Source organism: Bacillus sp. FSL W8-1127 (assembly GCF_038006725.1).
GTDB lineage: Bacteria > Bacillota > Bacilli > Bacillales > DSM-4216 > Bacillus_O > Bacillus_O smithii.
The window spans coordinates 287,808-303,815 of the sequence record NZ_JBBOVU010000001.1 but is presented as its reverse complement, the minus strand read 5'-3'; the positions used below and the strand labels follow the sequence as shown (position 1 = coordinate 303,815).

At 38.5% G+C, this 16,008-nt stretch carries 14 protein-coding genes and 2 pseudogenes; 6 read left to right on the top strand and 10 right to left on the bottom strand.

What is annotated here, in order from left to right; translation table 11 throughout:
* Window positions 1-39: 39 nt before the first annotated feature.
* Complete coding sequence (locus NST12_RS01465) at window positions 40-201, top strand: septum formation initiator (RefSeq protein WP_341100080.1); 162 nt, start codon at window positions 40-42, stop codon at window positions 199-201.
* A gap of 102 nt (window positions 202-303) precedes the next feature.
* Here the strand turns inward: NST12_RS01465 and NST12_RS01460 are convergent, their stop codons facing one another.
* Together NST12_RS01460 and tnpA are read right to left on the bottom strand one after the other, a co-directional pair.
* A complete protein-coding gene (locus NST12_RS01460) occupies window positions 304-1,425 on the bottom strand; it encodes a transposase (protein WP_341100079.1) in 1,122 nt (373 codons plus the stop codon).
* A gap of 11 nt (window positions 1,426-1,436) precedes the next feature.
* Window positions 1,437-1,626: pseudogene (gene tnpA, locus NST12_RS01455) on the bottom strand (IS200/IS605 family transposase); the annotation flags it as partial.
* Here tnpA and NST12_RS01450 point away from each other — a divergent pair.
* Window positions 1,607-1,836, top strand: a pseudogene (locus NST12_RS01450) (transposase); the annotation flags it as partial. The pseudogenes tnpA and NST12_RS01450 sit on opposite strands and share 20 nt — an antisense overlap.
* Window positions 1,837-2,052: 216 nt before the next feature.
* Here the strand turns inward: NST12_RS01450 and NST12_RS01445 are convergent.
* On the bottom strand, window positions 2,053-3,720 hold the full coding sequence (locus tag NST12_RS01445) for a S8 family peptidase (RefSeq protein WP_341027846.1): 1,668 nt from the start codon (window positions 3,718-3,720) through the stop codon (window positions 2,053-2,055).
* A gap of 564 nt (window positions 3,721-4,284) precedes the next feature.
* Between NST12_RS01445 and NST12_RS01440 the strand changes: the two genes are divergently transcribed.
* Both NST12_RS01440 and NST12_RS01435 read left to right on the top strand, forming a co-directional pair.
* Window positions 4,285-5,370 (top strand): S-layer homology domain-containing protein, encoded by a 1,086-nt coding sequence (locus NST12_RS01440; RefSeq protein WP_328203140.1) that lies wholly within the window; start codon window positions 4,285-4,287, stop codon window positions 5,368-5,370.
* A gap of 212 nt (window positions 5,371-5,582) precedes the next feature.
* Window positions 5,583-5,972, top strand: coding sequence for a VOC family protein (locus NST12_RS01435; protein ID WP_048624351.1), 390 nt, complete (start codon window positions 5,583-5,585; stop codon window positions 5,970-5,972).
* Between the two features lie 73 nt (window positions 5,973-6,045).
* On the opposite strand, the gene NST12_RS01430 is transcribed toward NST12_RS01435, so the two are convergent.
* The 5 genes from NST12_RS01430 to NST12_RS01410 form a co-directional block, all read right to left on the bottom strand.
* Window positions 6,046-6,690: an SDR family oxidoreductase gene (locus NST12_RS01430; protein WP_328203139.1), complete on the bottom strand. Its 645-nt coding sequence runs from the start codon at window positions 6,688-6,690 to the stop codon at window positions 6,046-6,048.
* A 364-nt stretch (window positions 6,691-7,054) separates the two neighbouring features.
* Entirely contained in the window at window positions 7,055-7,636 is a 582-nt protein-coding gene (locus NST12_RS01425) for a DUF421 domain-containing protein (RefSeq protein ID WP_341100078.1), read from the bottom strand.
* Window positions 7,637-7,787: 151 nt separating this feature from the next.
* A complete protein-coding gene (locus tag NST12_RS01420; protein WP_328203134.1) occupies window positions 7,788-7,991 on the bottom strand; it encodes a hypothetical protein in 204 nt (67 codons plus the stop codon).
* Window positions 7,992-7,997: 6 nt separating this feature from the next.
* Window positions 7,998-8,450 (bottom strand): MerR family transcriptional regulator, encoded by a 453-nt coding sequence (locus tag NST12_RS01415; protein ID WP_040341231.1) that lies wholly within the window; start codon window positions 8,448-8,450, stop codon window positions 7,998-8,000.
* Window positions 8,451-8,662: 212 nt separating this feature from the next.
* Window positions 8,663-8,914, bottom strand: a complete 252-nt coding sequence (locus NST12_RS01410) for a hypothetical protein (RefSeq protein ID WP_328203133.1) — start codon at window positions 8,912-8,914, stop codon at window positions 8,663-8,665.
* 415 nt (window positions 8,915-9,329) lie between these two features.
* Between NST12_RS01410 and NST12_RS01405 the strand changes: the two genes are divergently transcribed.
* On the top strand, window positions 9,330-12,170 hold the full coding sequence (locus NST12_RS01405; RefSeq protein WP_341100077.1) for an Ig-like domain-containing protein: 2,841 nt from the start codon (window positions 9,330-9,332) through the stop codon (window positions 12,168-12,170).
* A 337-nt stretch (window positions 12,171-12,507) separates the two neighbouring features.
* On the opposite strand, the gene NST12_RS01400 is transcribed toward NST12_RS01405, so the two are convergent.
* Window positions 12,508-13,110 carry a lysophospholipid acyltransferase family protein gene (locus tag NST12_RS01400; RefSeq protein ID WP_048622478.1) on the bottom strand — a complete coding sequence of 201 codons (603 nt, stop codon included), beginning with the start codon at window positions 13,108-13,110 and terminating at the stop codon, window positions 12,508-12,510.
* Window positions 13,111-13,549: 439 nt separating this feature from the next.
* Between NST12_RS01400 and NST12_RS01395 the strand changes: the two genes are divergently transcribed.
* Window positions 13,550-14,536, top strand: a complete 987-nt coding sequence (locus tag NST12_RS01395) for a DMT family transporter (RefSeq protein WP_341027839.1) — start codon at window positions 13,550-13,552, stop codon at window positions 14,534-14,536.
* A gap of 68 nt (window positions 14,537-14,604) precedes the next feature.
* On the opposite strand, the gene NST12_RS01390 is transcribed toward NST12_RS01395, so the two are convergent.
* Window positions 14,605-15,936 (bottom strand): MFS transporter, encoded by a 1,332-nt coding sequence (locus NST12_RS01390; protein WP_003353997.1) that lies wholly within the window; start codon window positions 15,934-15,936, stop codon window positions 14,605-14,607.
* Window positions 15,937-16,008 lie beyond the last annotated feature (72 nt).

Below are 16,008 nucleotides of genomic sequence, written 5' to 3'. Positions count from 1 at the left end.
GAAGTATCCAAAAACATGATGATTAAAGGAGTATGGACGATGTCTAAGAAAAACGGTGAACGGAATATCCACTTGATATCCTTTGGTGCAATCATTGGCGCCGTCATTGGTGTTGTACTAGGTCACATAGTTACTGCCGTTGTGATTGGAGTGGCAATGGGGGCTGTTTTTCATATGATCAATAGAAAGAAACAGAAGTGAACTACCCGCCACCTACTCTTCGCTTAGAGGTGGGGGCTTCTAAGGTAATCGCACCTAACGGTACGAAATTTACTTAGCTATCGAGCCTGTTCCATGCTCTATTTATGATGATGCTAATGCCAACAGTCGCAATCCTTCACGCTTGATATTGATAGAAGCATTCCAATCTCTATCTGCTACAAAACCACAATCACAATGGAATATGCGCTCAGAAAGAGATAGAGACTCCTTTACTTGACCGCAATATGAACAAGTTTTGGATGATGGAAACCACTTATCTATTTTGAGAAGCTTTTTCCCCTGCTCCTCTAACTTGTATTGGAGAAATTTCGTGAACATGCCCCATGCATGATCAGCAACGCTTTTGCCGAAATTGAGTGCTTGGGACATTCCCTTCATGTTGAGGTCTTCGATAACCACGCAATCATATAGTTTCGCTAATTTGTGCGATTCCTTATGTAGAAAGTCTTTTCGTTGATTCGCAATTCTTTCATGTAGCTTCGCCACTTTTAGTCGTTGCTTGTGCCAACGATTAGAACCTTTCTTTCTGCGTGATAGAACACGCTGTTCTTTCGCTAATTTTCCCAAGGCTTGGCGATAGAAACGAGGGTAATTGGCTGTCTTACCTTCTTCACTATCGATAAATAAACCCTTCATGGAAAAATCTAAGCCAACCACAGCTTGTACTTCTTTTTGTACAGGTTGATGTTCGTATTCAGTGAGAATAGAAACATAGTATTTTCCTGTTTTTGTTCGAGAAACCGTACAAGACTTGATGATATGATGTGACGGAATTTCTTGATGTTGTTTGATTTTTACAAGTTTCAGTTTCGGTAATTTGATATAACCATCCAAAAGCATAATGTTTCCGTTGACCACGTTGGTTGTGTAGGACTGTCTCGCCTTTCGGCTTTTGAACTTCGGAAATTCAGCACGACCAGAGAAGAAGTTTTGGTATGCCTTCTGCAAATTCAGTTGAGCGTTTGCCAACGCAAGGCTGTCTACTTCTTTGAGCCATGGAAATTCCTTTTTGTACTTTGCAGGAGTCGGGAATTTTTTTTGCTTTTTCAAGGCTTCTTTGTCGTCCTTGAATGGTTCATATGTTTCCATTCGTTCAGCCAACATTTTGTTGTAGACGAAACGAACGCAGCCGAAGGTTTTTGTAAGAAGTTGCTCTTGTTCTTGTGTTGGGTACAGACGAAATTTATATGCTTTGTTTGCCATATCAAATCACCTCACTTCCTCCCTTGATTTTCTATATACTGCTTTATCACTTCAATGGGCGCACCACCTGTTGTAAGTAAGCAAAAGCTTCTTGACCAAAAATACTCTTTCCAAAGTTTTCTTTTCACTTGTGGATAATGCTTTTTGATAAGTCTTAGAACTTGCACTTTTATAGGCATTGATGAACTTTGATAGTTCACTCGTAAAATATCGCAGACAAGTGATTGATGATACCATATCTGACTATGCAAAAGATATGTTTATTCGACTTGGTGAAAATTACAATATTTCCTTGGTCGAATGGAATCACGATATTGACCATGTGCATATTTGTTCAAAGCACATCCGAATGCCTTCCATTTATATAACACTGATTATATCATAGCACAAAAAAGAGACAGCTTTAGGCTACGCCTAACCGAAATTCATCTCCCACTTTCACTGGTGCCTCCGCACTTTCACGTTTAGAAGTAGGAGACTTTTTTCGGAGGAAAGTTAAAAGACCCTCTAAAAAGAGAGAACTTTCTCAATTAAACAGTTAGTTCAAATCAAAGGAAGAGAATTTCCAACAAAAAAGAGGCTTGATCTCAAAAGTTATTTTGCTTTTGAGTCAGCCTCGTTTTTCTATTAGCGAACCTGCATTGAATTGAGCCGTTTTTGAAGCCTTGTTTTTTCCGAGCCCTTCGGAAGTTTGTTAATATAAGATTGTGCTACTGATTTGTAAGACTTTTTCTTGTATTTTTGAGTTAAATTCACATATTTTTGAGCTTGCTGCAAGTTGATCAAGTATTGCACTTTATTGATTCTCGTTAGCAAATTGTTTTTTTCCGCGGCTGCCGGCAGATTGGAGATCGCTTGGAGCGCTTTTTCGACATTGGCATGAGAACGATGATGTTCGACATACGAAACTAGTTTTTGAGCCTGATCAGACAAGCTTTTTTTAACGGCATCAAGCCTTTTTTGCAGCTGCGTTTTGTCCGCCCCATTGTCCAAGCTATTGATCGCTTGCTGCGCAGCATCCACATATTTCTTCGTACGGTATTTCTCCGCCGATGCTACTGCTTGCTGAGCGATCTTTAACTTAGCTTGCACGTTTTCACTCGCACTCTTGGAAGATACATTCAACGGGTGATAAAAGACCATTCCGTAGCCGTACCAGTCATCTTTTCCTTTTTTTCCAAGATCCATTGCTTCCTTCTCCGCCTCTGCCCGCAGCTGGCTATTCAATTCATTAGGATGCATTTGTTTTAATAGAGCCAACATGCCGGCCACATGAGGAGCCGCCATCGAGGTGCCGCTTCCGACTGCATACTCTCCATTCAAATAAGTGCTGACGATATTTTCACCCGGTGCAGATACTTCAATTTCCGGACCAGTTGCGGAAAAAACAGAACGATTTTTATTTGAATTTAATGAAGATACCGCCACAACACTGCTGTATTTGGCCGGATATTCCACCGTATCTCCTGTACCGGATGAATTCCCATTATTTCCTCCTGCTGCAACAAGCAAGATGCCGCTTTTATATGCCTTATCGACTAAATCATGAAGGATTTTGGAGTCGGTGCTTGTCCCAAAACTCATGTTAATAATGTCCATCTTATTTGCAATCGCCCAATCCAGAGCTTCTGCAATATCTTGCAAGTTTCCGTTTCCGTTCTTATCCAACGCTTTTACGGCATAAATCTGAGCATCCGGTGCGACACCGGCGATCCCTATGCCATTACGTTTAGCGCCAATGATTCCGGCTACATGAGTACCATGTCCATTATCATCTTTATAGGAAGAGGTGTAATCGACAGTGGACACTCCGCCTGCAATATTCAAATCCGAATGAGAGGCAATCCCCGTATCAATCACGGCGATTTTGACGCCTTTACCGGTCACCCCGTTTTCCCAAGCTTTGGATGCATTAATCGCCTGCATGTCCCAAGTTTTTTCATTGGAAGAAACGGCGCGGCTTGTACTTAACGTTTGAAAACTCGAATCAGCCAATTGAAACGGAACATTCTCTTCCACATAGGCAATATTTGGATTCGACTCTAATTGACGAACGTCTTGTTTGTCCGCCGTAACAGAAACGGCCGGAATGCTTTTAAATTGATGTTCTACATCATGGCTGTTTTCAATAGCGGCCTCTTTTCCTTTCATGTTTTTATAAACGACGACCACTTCTTTTTCGCCTTTTTGAGAAGAGGGCTGGTCATTCGCCGAGGCAATCCCCGATTCCACATTCAACCCTAAAGCCAAAGAAACCGACAGCAATAAAGCATAAAATGCCGTTTTTTTCTTCATCTTCCATTCCCCCAGAGGCACACATTTTTATTCTATGTAAAAACAAAATTAGAAAGATATTACAATCTTTTATTTTCATTATATCACCTAACATCTGCTCTACAAAACAGTATAAATGGAAACTTTTGCATCATCGGCGGAGAAAGTGGCTGGCGATTCTCCATGTACAATCTATCTCTATTTATTTCTCGATCGCTTCCTTAAATTTTTCAGGTTACAGTAACATCTCCATAATTGGTGTTATTTTGATCATGATGTTCTCTTCACTACCTCCTCAAAGAGATTTCGGAAAACATTAATCGTTGTCAAAATATAAGTGGAGCAGAATCTCATGTTGAACGTGTTCATACTGCTGTTCAATTTCAAAAAACTATTCATTGGAAATCCAGCATAAATATTACATCTTTTTCGCCAGGAGTAAAATCCTTATAATATGTTAATTTTGACAAAATATCAGGTCTTTGGGCTGATTTAATCTTATTTTTCAAAATTAATAGTGACTATTTAGAGCTTTTTCTCTTAAAATGGAACAACAAGCACTTTTTACAAAAAAAGGGGGATTATATGAAAAAAGTTATTCCTATTCTAGCCTTGCTGTTGGTTCTTCTTGTGCCTTTCAAAATGGTGTCGGCCGCTGAAAAGACATCAGACATGTACTATCCTGAAGATGTGGACGATGATTATTGGGCACATGACGAGATACAGGACTTTTTATCTGCTGATATTATTGATGGAAAGATACAGTATGATGAAGATGGATTCCCTTCCGTCTATGTAAAGCCAAACGAAAATATTACGAGAGCCGAATTTACGAAAATGATTGTCAATGCAATGGGACTGGAGTTAAAAGGAAAAGCCAAGTCTTTTGCTGACGTAAAATCCGGCGCTTGGTATTATCCATATGTTCAAATTGCAAGCAGTAACGGCATTATTAGTGGACGAAACGATGGAACATTCCATCCGGGAGACAAAATTAAACGCAGTGAAATTGCTAAAATGGTGTACAATGCTTTCCAAAACACCATTCAGTTTAACCCCATTCGTAAAACTTTTAGCGATGTGCCAAAATCAAGCTTTGCTTATGAGGCCATTCATAAAAATGCGGCCAACGGAATCATCCAAGGCTATGGAACTACTTTTAAGCCGAATGATTTGGCAACTCGAGCACAAGCCATTGTTATGATTTATCGTGCTTTGCACCAAGAGACAACAGCACTTCCTGACAAACAGCAATTAATTGATTTTGTAAAGCAATTTGAATCAAATGAAAGCCAATATATAAAAGATCAGAATTTTGATGCTTTGACTCAATTGTATAAAGACAATACAATCGGCTATTACCGAGCATCAGGTTTAGAATCAATTGACTTTTATCAATCGTTGAAGAATGAAAATGCTCAAATCACGATTGAACCTATCGGTGATCCTACTTATAACGTAAAAACTTTAAATAATCGTTATGCAACAGTAGAATTAACCAATGCAAAAGTCAAAATCACATTAAAATCTCCAGACTTTAATTTTGATGTAACCGAAGATCTATCTGGTCTATTCTTTTTAAAGCTAGATTCAAAGAGTCAAAAATGGAAAATCTATGATTTCCAAGCATATAGCACAGATCCGGACGAGCTTCCGCTTTTCGGACTCTGATATGATTTTTTCTTAAGGCTAAAACCTCCTGTTTTTTATGAACAGGGGGTTTTTAAATAATCCTTGTCTACCAACGTTATTCTGTAACTCTGCTTGAGTTACTTCATCTCATCCATTTGGCAGAAGAAATATAAAAAAAGCCAAAAGTTTAAATCAGATAGGAAGTTGCTATACTGAAACTATCGCTTCTGAATGGCAAAGGAGGATAAAATATGAAAAGCGTCAATCCTTATATCATTGTGGAAAATTGTCAAGAGGCATTGAATTATTATCAAGAAGCATTGGGCGGAGAAATTAAAAATGTTCAATTAGCAGACGATGTTGAAATGTTTAAAGGGCATGAAGGCAAATGTTTGCATGCCGAGCTGCATCTTGGAAACAGCATCATCCATTTCTCCGATCCTTTCGGCCGTGTGGAAAAAGGGGATAATGTCAAAATCACGATCGAATTTGACAGTGAAGAAGAAATTCGTAAAGTATATCAATCATTGGTTGCCGACGGCCAAGCGATTTTGGAACTGCAAGATACGTTTTGGGGCGCTCTCCATGCCAATGTAATAGACAAGTACGGCATAGGCTGGATTTTGAATTATCAAAAATAATGGCAAAAAAAGAAGCCCTTGATCCGTATCAAAGAAATGCTGAAATACGGATGGAGGGCTTTTTTAAAAAAGACTATAGGTTTTTCAAAGCATCCGCAATCGGAATTTCACCGGAAATAAGATCAAAGGAGCGATAATACGTATTTTCCTCATCCAGAGAGGCTACAATTGTTTTCGCCACATCCTCCCGCGAAATCGTCCCTCTATTTAAATTTTCAGCCGCAAAAATCTTTCCTGTTCCCGGTTCGTTCAACAATCCTCCCGGCCGGATAATGGTATAGGCTAAACTGCTTTGTTCCAGCATAATATCCGCATAGTGTTTAGCCACATAGTACGGCTTGATGGCCTCGTTCCAGTTTTTTCGATTGTGGGCCTGAATGGCGCTCACTATAATAAACCGCTTGATCCACAATTTTTCGGCAGCGTCCATTGTTTTCACAGCTCCATCCAAATCCACCAACAGCGTTTTGTCTGCTCCTGTATGCCCACCGGAGCCGGCAGTAAAGACAATGGCTTCACAGCCTTCCGCCGCTTCAGCAATTTTGTCCACGCTGTCTTCCAAATCGGCAATCGCTGTTTCTACACCCAATTTTTCGAAAGATTGAGCCTGTTCTTCTTTTCTGACCATCGCTCGCACTGTATGTTCATTGCTTTCTTTTAATAACCGAACAACATGCTGCCCAACTTGGCCATTCGCTCCAACAACCAAAACTTTCAAGATTCCCAACTCCTCCCATTCTTATCCTTCTTAAACAAAACCTAATGTTTCATTGCTTTTTATCTCTTCTGGCCCGAGCTATGCAAACGAAACAAACCGATATATTCCATCCACTATCATGGGACATACTCCCCATTTACGTTTCAATTTATTATATCATGCATCGTTTGATCACTTGCAATGTCCATATCAGCTTAAACAAAAATTTTACAATAGGCGCCCTTTGCTGATTTCGAATCATTCTGTACAAAAGTTTAGATCATCGGCAAATGAATCACGCTTCCCACGTTCAACTTTTTATTACTAAAATGAATGGTAAGAAACAGCTTTTTCCCTCCGGCGCCTAAATGTCTGAGCCATTCTTTTATTTCAATGAATCAGGAGTAGACTTTTTCTCTGTAATTTCATCAAAAATATTTATTTGGGAGCTTTCTTTAGATTCTTCATTCTTTATATAGGCTTGCATCAACTTTTTAAACTCCCCCACGGTTAAAGGCTTGGCATCCTCTGTCAACTCATATCCTAATTGTCTGCTTGGTTCAATCGTAGCTGTTTTTATATCAGAAAAATTGGCAATGCCTTGCTGACGAAGACGCAATTCCAGCTGATCCACTGTTAATCGAAGTTTACGCATCGCATCCGTTTGAATTTGTCCATTTTGAATGACGACCATCGCTTTTCCGGATATAAATGTTTCCAATCGATTCGACTTCATCTGCAAAAATTCGGTCACGACCAATGCCACGATAAATGTGGAAGACGCCAAAATGGTGCCTAAGAGGCTTTCTTGCGCCACCGGCTCTACAATAATCGTTCCTATCGATATGATGATAATCGTTTCCGGCAACGTCATTTGTGAAATAGTTTTTCTTCCTGCAATCCGAAGGAGCAGTATGCCAGCAAAGATAAGAAATAAAGCTTTTCCAATAGTCCCAAGCAACACCATAACTCCCTTCTCGTCCCATTGTTCAATAATATGTGTAGGCTGCGCTTAGAACATGCATGTATGAATACAGATGGTCAAAGTGTTATGTGTGTCTGCTTCCGATATGAACCAAGTTCTTCTTCCATTCCCTTTCTTGAAAGCATTTAATTTCTCATCCTAAATAAAAAAGCACAGTTGACTCAGGTTTTCCACTGATTTCAACTATGCTTGAAAAAGATCTTGCATCAATGGTCAGAAACCCTCTACTCTTCGAGAAACAAAGGTCAAACGAAATCCAGCGGCGGAAAAACTGCCCCAAACAGCTCGTTATCTCCAACCCAGCATTTGCGGGAATTGCCCCCTTGCCGATGGCCATCTTATCTTATTTCTCCTTTTCCAATCGTTCAATGGCCTTTTCCGCCCTGTTTTTTAAGTCCATTAATTCCGACTCCACTTTTAAAATCTTTTCCTTTTTCTGTTCAATGAGCAATAATTGCGCATCGACTGTATTTAAAAGATCGGTTAAGGCTTGAATTAAATCCTCCGCTTTGTCTTTTTGTTCGCTTGTTCCTTTTACCTGTCTGTATTTTACTCTCTGCTGTTCCAATGTATTGCTTAAAGAAATAAAATGTTGCAGCTCTTGAAGAGTAAATCCCAACACTTCTTTTGCGTTCGTAATTTTCTTTAAAAACTCAACATGCTGTTGTGAATAAAGTCTAATTCCCCCTTTGCTTCTCGGAGGAGAAGGCAGAAGCCCAATTTGTTCATAGTATCGAATCGTTCGTTTCGTTAAACCGCTTTGCTTGGCCACGTCATCTATTTTTAATTCATCCATGTTCCTCACCTAAATCTCCTTCTGACTGCATCTCCTCGATGAAGGGGATGAAATCCGTTCTTCTATTTATTATACATGAAAAACGGGAACCGATATGAGCGCTTTCCCCTGTCCAAAACCAAGTTCACAGAATTGTTCTATCTCTCTTTCATACGGAATGCTCATCTTTTCCAACGAAAAAGACAAAATAAAAAGCCCTTACTTCCAGGGCTTCATTCACTCCATGATGCAATCAACCAAGCAATAATCGAAACAACGGGAATAACAATGAAAGAAATTTTTAATGTCTTTTTTGGCTGCTTTATAAAATTGACAGCATAAATGGGAATGCCCAATGTGACTGTATCCAAAATGGCTAAGACGATGTTTTTTGAAAGAGATCGCTCCGCATCTTTCACTATTTCATCTCCTCTCTCTTTTATCGTTTCCAAGAATTTTTTCGCACGGCATCCGGCACGATCCACTGAAACCCGCTCCGCAATAACACAAAAATCCTTTGGGGATCATCCCTCTTTATCGTGATCAAATGGTTGAAGCCTTGATCCTTAGGGAAATTCCAAACCTTCGGATTTATATGATGCCTCGTTCATCGCACGCATCGTTGCGAATGTTAAAAATTTATGGATACTTGCCCAATTACTTTTCCCGTTTTTCGTAGTACAAAAACGAAATCGGAAACAAAAAAATTTCAGACAAAACGATCGATTCATTTTGAGAATTTTTTGAAATGATTTTACATTCATTAGATTAGAAGTATACTATTTGTATGCAAAATACTTATTTTTAGCCCAAAAGAACTATTTTTTTATATTTCAATCTGTTAAAATACGGAAAAATGAATTAACATTTAAAAGATAGCATATCTAGGGAGGAATCGTCTTGCGGTCATTAAAAAAATGGAGCTACTTATTTTATTCCATTCTATTAGTGTTTTCATTGCCTATAGGAGCGCATGCAAATGAAAAAGGTATCAATGAGCCTTCAAAAATCTTATATCCAGAAAAAATTTCCAATCAATTTACTAAGCCTTTGAAAGCTAAGCAAGAAACGGATCAAGATTATAGGAATCCTGATGATTACCCATTCGCTTCACCTGGACAACACCTTGGAGTTTTATCGGATAGCTACGGTCAATCTCATTACCTGACTTACAACAACACAGTTGATTATTCGAATTCGGATATGGAAGTCCTACTTGGGTATCAAAGTAATACAACAAATAAAGATGCCTATCTTGATATCGAATTTTATAAGAATGATAATGGTTCCATGTCGTATTTAGGAAGCTCAACTTTTAATGTGAAGTATCTGGTGGGCAGCTTTTCTTTAGAAACCATTATCGGTAAGTCGGTCTATGAAAATGATCCTTATATTTATATGAGAGTAGGAGTTATACCTAGCTTATATGCTTCATACTACTCTGATGTCACTTATTTTAAAGTGAATAATCCATTTTGTAAAGAATCAACGACCCCAGATTCTAATCATTATGTGTTGATTAGCAACGAATCCACTAATGGCGATCAAATCGAAAATTCCGGTTCATTTAAAATCAATAATGATCAATATTCGTTAAACAAAAACATCGCAAAAAGCGCCTATAAAATGGACTATGTGAAACCTTTTGACGCCAAAAAATATAAAAATAACTTCATAAAAAGAGAGGCCAAATCAATCCGCCCATTATATCAAGTAGGAGACAGCAAGAATTTTTGGGTTTCCAATCTTGTAACGAATCAAGATTATCAAATTAAGGCAACTTTGAGTTATAGTGGTTCACACTCAAACGTATGGGTAAATAATAATCAAATTACACAAGAAGAAGCAGGGCAACTCGGAAAAGAATTTGACGATAAAATTCACCCTTTAGATGTAGAAAATTTCGGGAATGAATCAGATGTAGACGGAAACGGAAAAGTGGATATTCTTGTGTATGATATACAAGATGGATTTAATGAAAGCGGAGGATATGTTGCAGGTTATTTTAATCCAGCGGATCTTTATGCTGTTCCTGATTCCAATCAATCTGAAATCTTTTATATCGATACATATCCAACGATGGGGACGAGCTCAAATAAAGATGTCTCTGCTGCTTACTCCACGCTTGTCCACGAATTTCAACATATGATTAATTTCAACGAGAAAGTATTGATTCAAAAAAAAGAGCCTATGGATACATGGATGGACGAAGGGCTTTCCATGGCCGCCGAACAAATTTACGAAAATCAAGCTCTGCAAGATCGAATTGATTACTATAATTATGATACGGATATTACAAATGGACATTCACTCCTATATTGGGATTATGATGGGGATACTTTAGCCAATTACTCTCTATCCTATTTGTTTATGCAATATTTCAAGATTCAATGCGGACAAGGGGATCGAATTTTTAAAGAGCTGATAGATGATCCACACAGCGATTACCAAGCCGTCCAAGATATGATCCAAAAATATATTGATCCAAATCTTACATTTGGAAAATTTATGACAGATTTTAGAGCGGCGCTTCTATTGAAACAAAAATCCGGATTATACGGATTTAAAGGGAATCCGGCTTTCGACTCACTGCAGGAAAAAATCTACAGCGGAAGTTCACTTTATTTGAATGGCGGGGGAGCGGTTGTTAAAAAGGTTCGTTCGCCTGAAGACTATAGTATCCCTGCAGATAAAGGATCAGATGTTACTTATACGTTTTTAACAAAAGATCAAGGCACCTCTGTACAACAACCTACGAAACCATCCGTGAATAAAGTCGGCGATCATGACACGTCTGTGACCGGGACCGCTGATCCAAATAATAAAATAACAGTAGAGGCAAGCGGGAATGTGATTGGTTCTGACGATGCAAATGAAAATGGCCGTTTTTCCGTCGCCATTCCTGTGCAAAAAGCGGGCACTGAATTACATGTATATGCGGAAGATTCGGTGGGAAACAAAAGTGAAGAAACCATTGTAACGGTGAGTGACAACACCGCGCCGACAAAACCGGCAGTCAACGTAGTAAGCGACCGAGATACAGTTGTCACAGGAACAACCGAAGCAAATGCCAAAGTAACCGTAAAAACAGGCAACACCACACTTGGAATTGGTACAGCAAATCAAAGCGGTCAATTTAAAGTAACGATTACGAAACAAAGAGCAGGCACGACCTTAACTGTATTCGCCGAAGACGCGTCCGGAAATAAAAGTGCTGCCGTTGCAGTGAATGTGCTGGATAAAACCCCGCCGGCAAGCCCAACAGTCAATATTTTTGGCGACAACCAATTAACCATAACCGGAAAAGCTGAACCCGGATCAACCGTCACAATCTATTCCGGCAATACCCTACTAGGAAAAGCCACTGCCAATAGTTTAGGAGCCTTTTCAGTTCTTATTAAATCTAAGCAAAAAGCAGGCACAACTTTAATAGCTTATGCCACGGACAAAGCCGGCAACAAAAGTGCAGGCAAGGCTTTTAAAGTAGCAGACAAAACGGCGCCAAGTATTCCAACGGCTAATAAAGTGACATCTAAGTCAACAGTGATTACAGGAAAAGCTGAACCCGGATCAACCGTTTACGTATACAACGGAAATAAATATATCGGCAAGGCCATTGCTGACTCTAAAGGAAATTACAAAATCAAAATATCCAAACAGAAAAAAGGCACGACTTTAAAAATTTATGCGAAAGATAAGGCCGGAAATCAAAGTGGAGTTCGATATGTGAAAGTACAGTAAGGGATTGATCTTAAAAAGAAATTCCACATGAGACTGTTTCAAAACGACGGAGAAAACCATCCAGCATCACTTGATTTAAGTGGTTCGGGATGGTTTTTTTAGTGTTAGATTTAATTGAGGTGCTCTAATGACGTCTTTTCAAGGATCGGACGCATACAACCATTGGAGCTTAAAAGCGTCCACACATTGTATATTCGCCTTCTATGCTTCATTCTTAGCCCAACAACTTTTTGGACGACACAAAATAGATTTCCTCTCTAATGAATCAACCTATAGTGCTCATTCACACTCATCAATCAATAAAAATACCCATCATTTCAACGATGGGCATCTTCTTTTATTCCTTTTCTAATTCATTTTCCAATTCTTTTATTTTGGTCTCTAATCGTTTTAAGGCATAGTCGATTAATTCATCTCGGTTCATTTCTTGTTTTTCTTTATCAAAGATAAGGGGTTCACCGAATAGAACGTGCGATTTTTCTCCCTTCCATAATCCGCTGAAATTGGTTGGACCTTTATAAGCAGCAGGCAATATAGGGGCATTCGATTTTAATGCGACAGTCACAGCCCCTTTTTTTAAAGGAACATCTTCACTTGTTCGCGTCCCGCTCGGAAATATGCCTACACATTGGTTCTTTTTCAAGATCTGCATAGGAATTTTTAAAGCACTCGGCCCCGGATTTTCCCTATTGACAGGAAATGCGTTAATAGAGCGGAAAAAACGATCTCTCCATTTTCCCTTAAAGAGCTCTTGCTTCGCCATATAATGGACAGGTATCGGATAAAGAGCAAGAGCCAACATAATGACATCGACCCATCCCCTATGAGAACACGTCACCACAAATCTTTCATCGGATGGAATATGCTCTTTCCCCTTCACCTTTAAAAGGCGAAACATTTTCACTAACAACAATAAGATCGTACTGATCAGTCGATACATGAATTTCCTCCAATCTTTCACAACATCATGATATGGAGAGGCAAAGAATAAGAGGCAGAAGATTCTCTTTTCTGCCTTCGCTTCATTTTAACATACTCTTAGGATGAAAAATTCCTAAGTTCTAAAATATTTATAAATTTTCATAAACCTTTTTTGACCTTCATTCCAAGTGTTATAAATACAGAAAAAATGCCAATATATGTTTTTAATGCCAAAACCATAAAAGTGCTCAAAAAACAGAGCATTCTTAAGATATCTTTTAAACAATCGTTTTCATTTTATTCAAAGCGGATATATTGTTCAGTAATTCACATAACTGCTCTTTTTCATTTGTGAAATACTGAACTATAATGATGTTTGTGTCAAAAGGAATGATGAATAGTTGTCTACATTTAATACTCAGATGACTGCACGATTCTAAAAAATCGAGGTAATCAAGATGAAAAAAGGTTTTCTATATATCATTCTATCGGCTGTTCTTTTTAGTACGATGGAGATTGTGATTAAAGTCATGTCTAGTGACTTTAACTTTCATCCTATTCAACTGAATCTTATACGTTTCTTTATTGGAGCGATGATTTTAGCTCCTCTTGCTATTCAACATATGAGAAAAAGTGGGTTTACTTTAAAAAAAGAACATCTATTCTTTTTCATCATCACAGGTTTTTTATGCGTTGTCGTTAGTATGACGTTTTATCAATTAGCGATTGTTTATACAAAGGCATCAACCGTAGCAATACTATTCAGCTGCAATCCACTTTTTGTCGTTCCGCTTGCCCATTTTCTATTAAAAGAGAAACTGACTAAGCGAACCATATGGGCATTAGTCATTAGCTTGATCGGCATTTTAAGAATTGTAAATCCATTCGAAATTTCTAATCCAGCAGGCATTGTTTATGCACTATTATCAGCCGTTTCATTTGCCCTCTACAGCGTTGTAGGCAAAAAAGGAATTCGACAATATAAATGTGACGGCGTTATCTTAACTTGTTTCAGTTTTGTAACAGGCAGTTTAGAGATTCTTGCTCTCATTCTTATTTCAAAAATAAATGCTGTGTCTAATTGGCTTACAAGCATCGGACTGGATGTGTTTGCGAATGTACCCGTCACCCAAGGAATTACATGGAGTACATTGCCTAGCTTAATTTATATTGGTATTTTTGTGACGGGACTTGGATTTGCTTTCTACTTTTTAGCAATGGACGTCACATCCGCTTCTACAGCCTCTACGGTGTTCTTTATCAAACCGGCATTAGCTCCGATCTTAGCCTTCTTTCTCTTGAATGAAGCTATTTCTGCCAATACAGCAGCCGGAATTGTTTTCATTATGATTGGTTCATGTCTGATTTTATTTGCAGACAAAAAACCAGCAAAACTCAGTGTCCATCGCCCAAAAATTCATTCACATATACGTTCCAATGGATGACAAAAAGAGCCCAATTTCTTTATCAAAATGGGCTCTTTTCTTTCTCAAAATTGGGCTCTTTTTCATTTTTATACTTTGTTATTTACTTTATCCGTTTGGACTCCTACATTTTGTACAACATCATTATTATTCAATCCATAACGTTCTGCTTCAATTTCTTTTAAACTTTTACCTTGAGTGTTTGGAGCAAGAACGATACCAATCACACAATGAATGACTAAGAAGATAATCATCACAATGCCTGCAACTTGAAATCCTAGTTTATCCATTAAGGTCGGTAAAAGGAACGACCAAATCGCAATTCCAAAACGAACTAAGAAATAAATGAAACCTTGAGCACCTGCACGATATTTAGTTGGGAACAATTCACTGGCCCATAACCCGTAAAATGCCTGAGCACCAAACCCTGCTGCACTTCCCCAAAGAATAACAAACGCAAATAACGAGAACCAATTCATACCCGTATAGGTTAAAATTAGCCAAGCAACAATACCCATGACAGCCCCTAAACCAAATAAGAAACGTCGACTGTATTTATCACCTAGTTTCATAAATACGGTATACGTTGTTAGAACCGTCAATCCCCACAAAAAGGCTTGAAGCAAATTCGCTTGTTCTCCTGTAAGTCCTCCGACATTTTGATAAATATACGGCATAAAATACCCCATTGCTCCGGCAGTTAAATTCCAGAATAAATAAATCCCTACTAGTAAATAGAATGCTTCACGATTTACTTTTAGACTAAATAACTCTTTTAAACTACTTCTATATTTTTTCCCTATTATTAACTCTTTTTCCTTCCCTTCTTTCCAAATTGTGGATTCAGACAAACCTTGACGAATGTACCATGTAATAAACGCAATGACTAAGAGATGAAGAAAAATAATACGGCTACCTAATAAACCAAGTGGTGCGAGTAAGACAGCTAACAAGAATGTGATCATTGGACCTGTTGACCAAGCTAATTGAGCAGTTCCTACATGGGCTGCTCTTTGAGAATGTGGAGCTTCTTCGGCAATATACGTCCAAGATGCTGGCACCCCTGCTCCAACAGCAACTCCTGTAATAATGGTACCAATCAAAAGCATTGGAAAATTAACAGAAACAGCAATTAATAAAACACCTAACATATAAAAGAGCAAATCATATGCGTAAATAAATTTGCGGCCATACTTGTCACATAAATAACCACCAAATAGGGCTCCAATAGCGGCACCAAAAGCATTTGCACTTAAAGCGCTTAAAAGCCCCACCGATATGCTGTCTAAATGAAGATATGCTTGCCACATTGTTAAGCTGCTTGCAGCGGCTATAATAGATCCCGCCTCAATATAGTTAGCCATCGCAACGGATATAGTTGCTTGCCATCCCGTAGTCTTTTTTCTCCCAATGTTCCCCATATTTCTCCCTCCCACCTTATTAATTTTATTTTCATAGAAAACTCGCCAATATTGTTACCGCTTACATTTATA

Coding starts and splice junctions, on each gene's coding strand:
- NST12_RS01465 (WP_341100080.1), top strand. CDS start 40: ATGTCTAAGAAAAACGGTGAACGGAATATCCACTTGATATCCTTTGGT.
- NST12_RS01460 (WP_341100079.1), bottom strand. CDS start 1,425: ATGGCAAACAAAGCATATAAATTTCGTCTGTACCCAACACAAGAACAA.
- NST12_RS01445 (WP_341027846.1), bottom strand. CDS start 3,720: ATGAAGAAAAAAACGGCATTTTATGCTTTATTGCTGTCGGTTTCTTTG.
- NST12_RS01440 (WP_328203140.1), top strand. CDS start 4,285: ATGAAAAAAGTTATTCCTATTCTAGCCTTGCTGTTGGTTCTTCTTGTG.
- NST12_RS01435 (WP_048624351.1), top strand. CDS start 5,583: ATGAAAAGCGTCAATCCTTATATCATTGTGGAAAATTGTCAAGAGGCA.
- NST12_RS01425 (WP_341100078.1), bottom strand. CDS start 7,636: ATGGTGTTGCTTGGGACTATTGGAAAAGCTTTATTTCTTATCTTTGCT.
- NST12_RS01420 (WP_328203134.1), bottom strand. CDS start 7,991: ATGGCCATCGGCAAGGGGGCAATTCCCGCAAATGCTGGGTTGGAGATA.
- NST12_RS01415 (WP_040341231.1), bottom strand. CDS start 8,450: ATGGATGAATTAAAAATAGATGACGTGGCCAAGCAAAGCGGTTTAACG.
- NST12_RS01400 (WP_048622478.1), bottom strand. CDS start 13,110: ATGTATCGACTGATCAGTACGATCTTATTGTTGTTAGTGAAAATGTTT.
- NST12_RS01395 (WP_341027839.1), top strand. CDS start 13,550: ATGAAAAAAGGTTTTCTATATATCATTCTATCGGCTGTTCTTTTTAGT.
- NST12_RS01390 (WP_003353997.1), bottom strand. CDS start 15,936: ATGGGGAACATTGGGAGAAAAAAGACTACGGGATGGCAAGCAACTATA.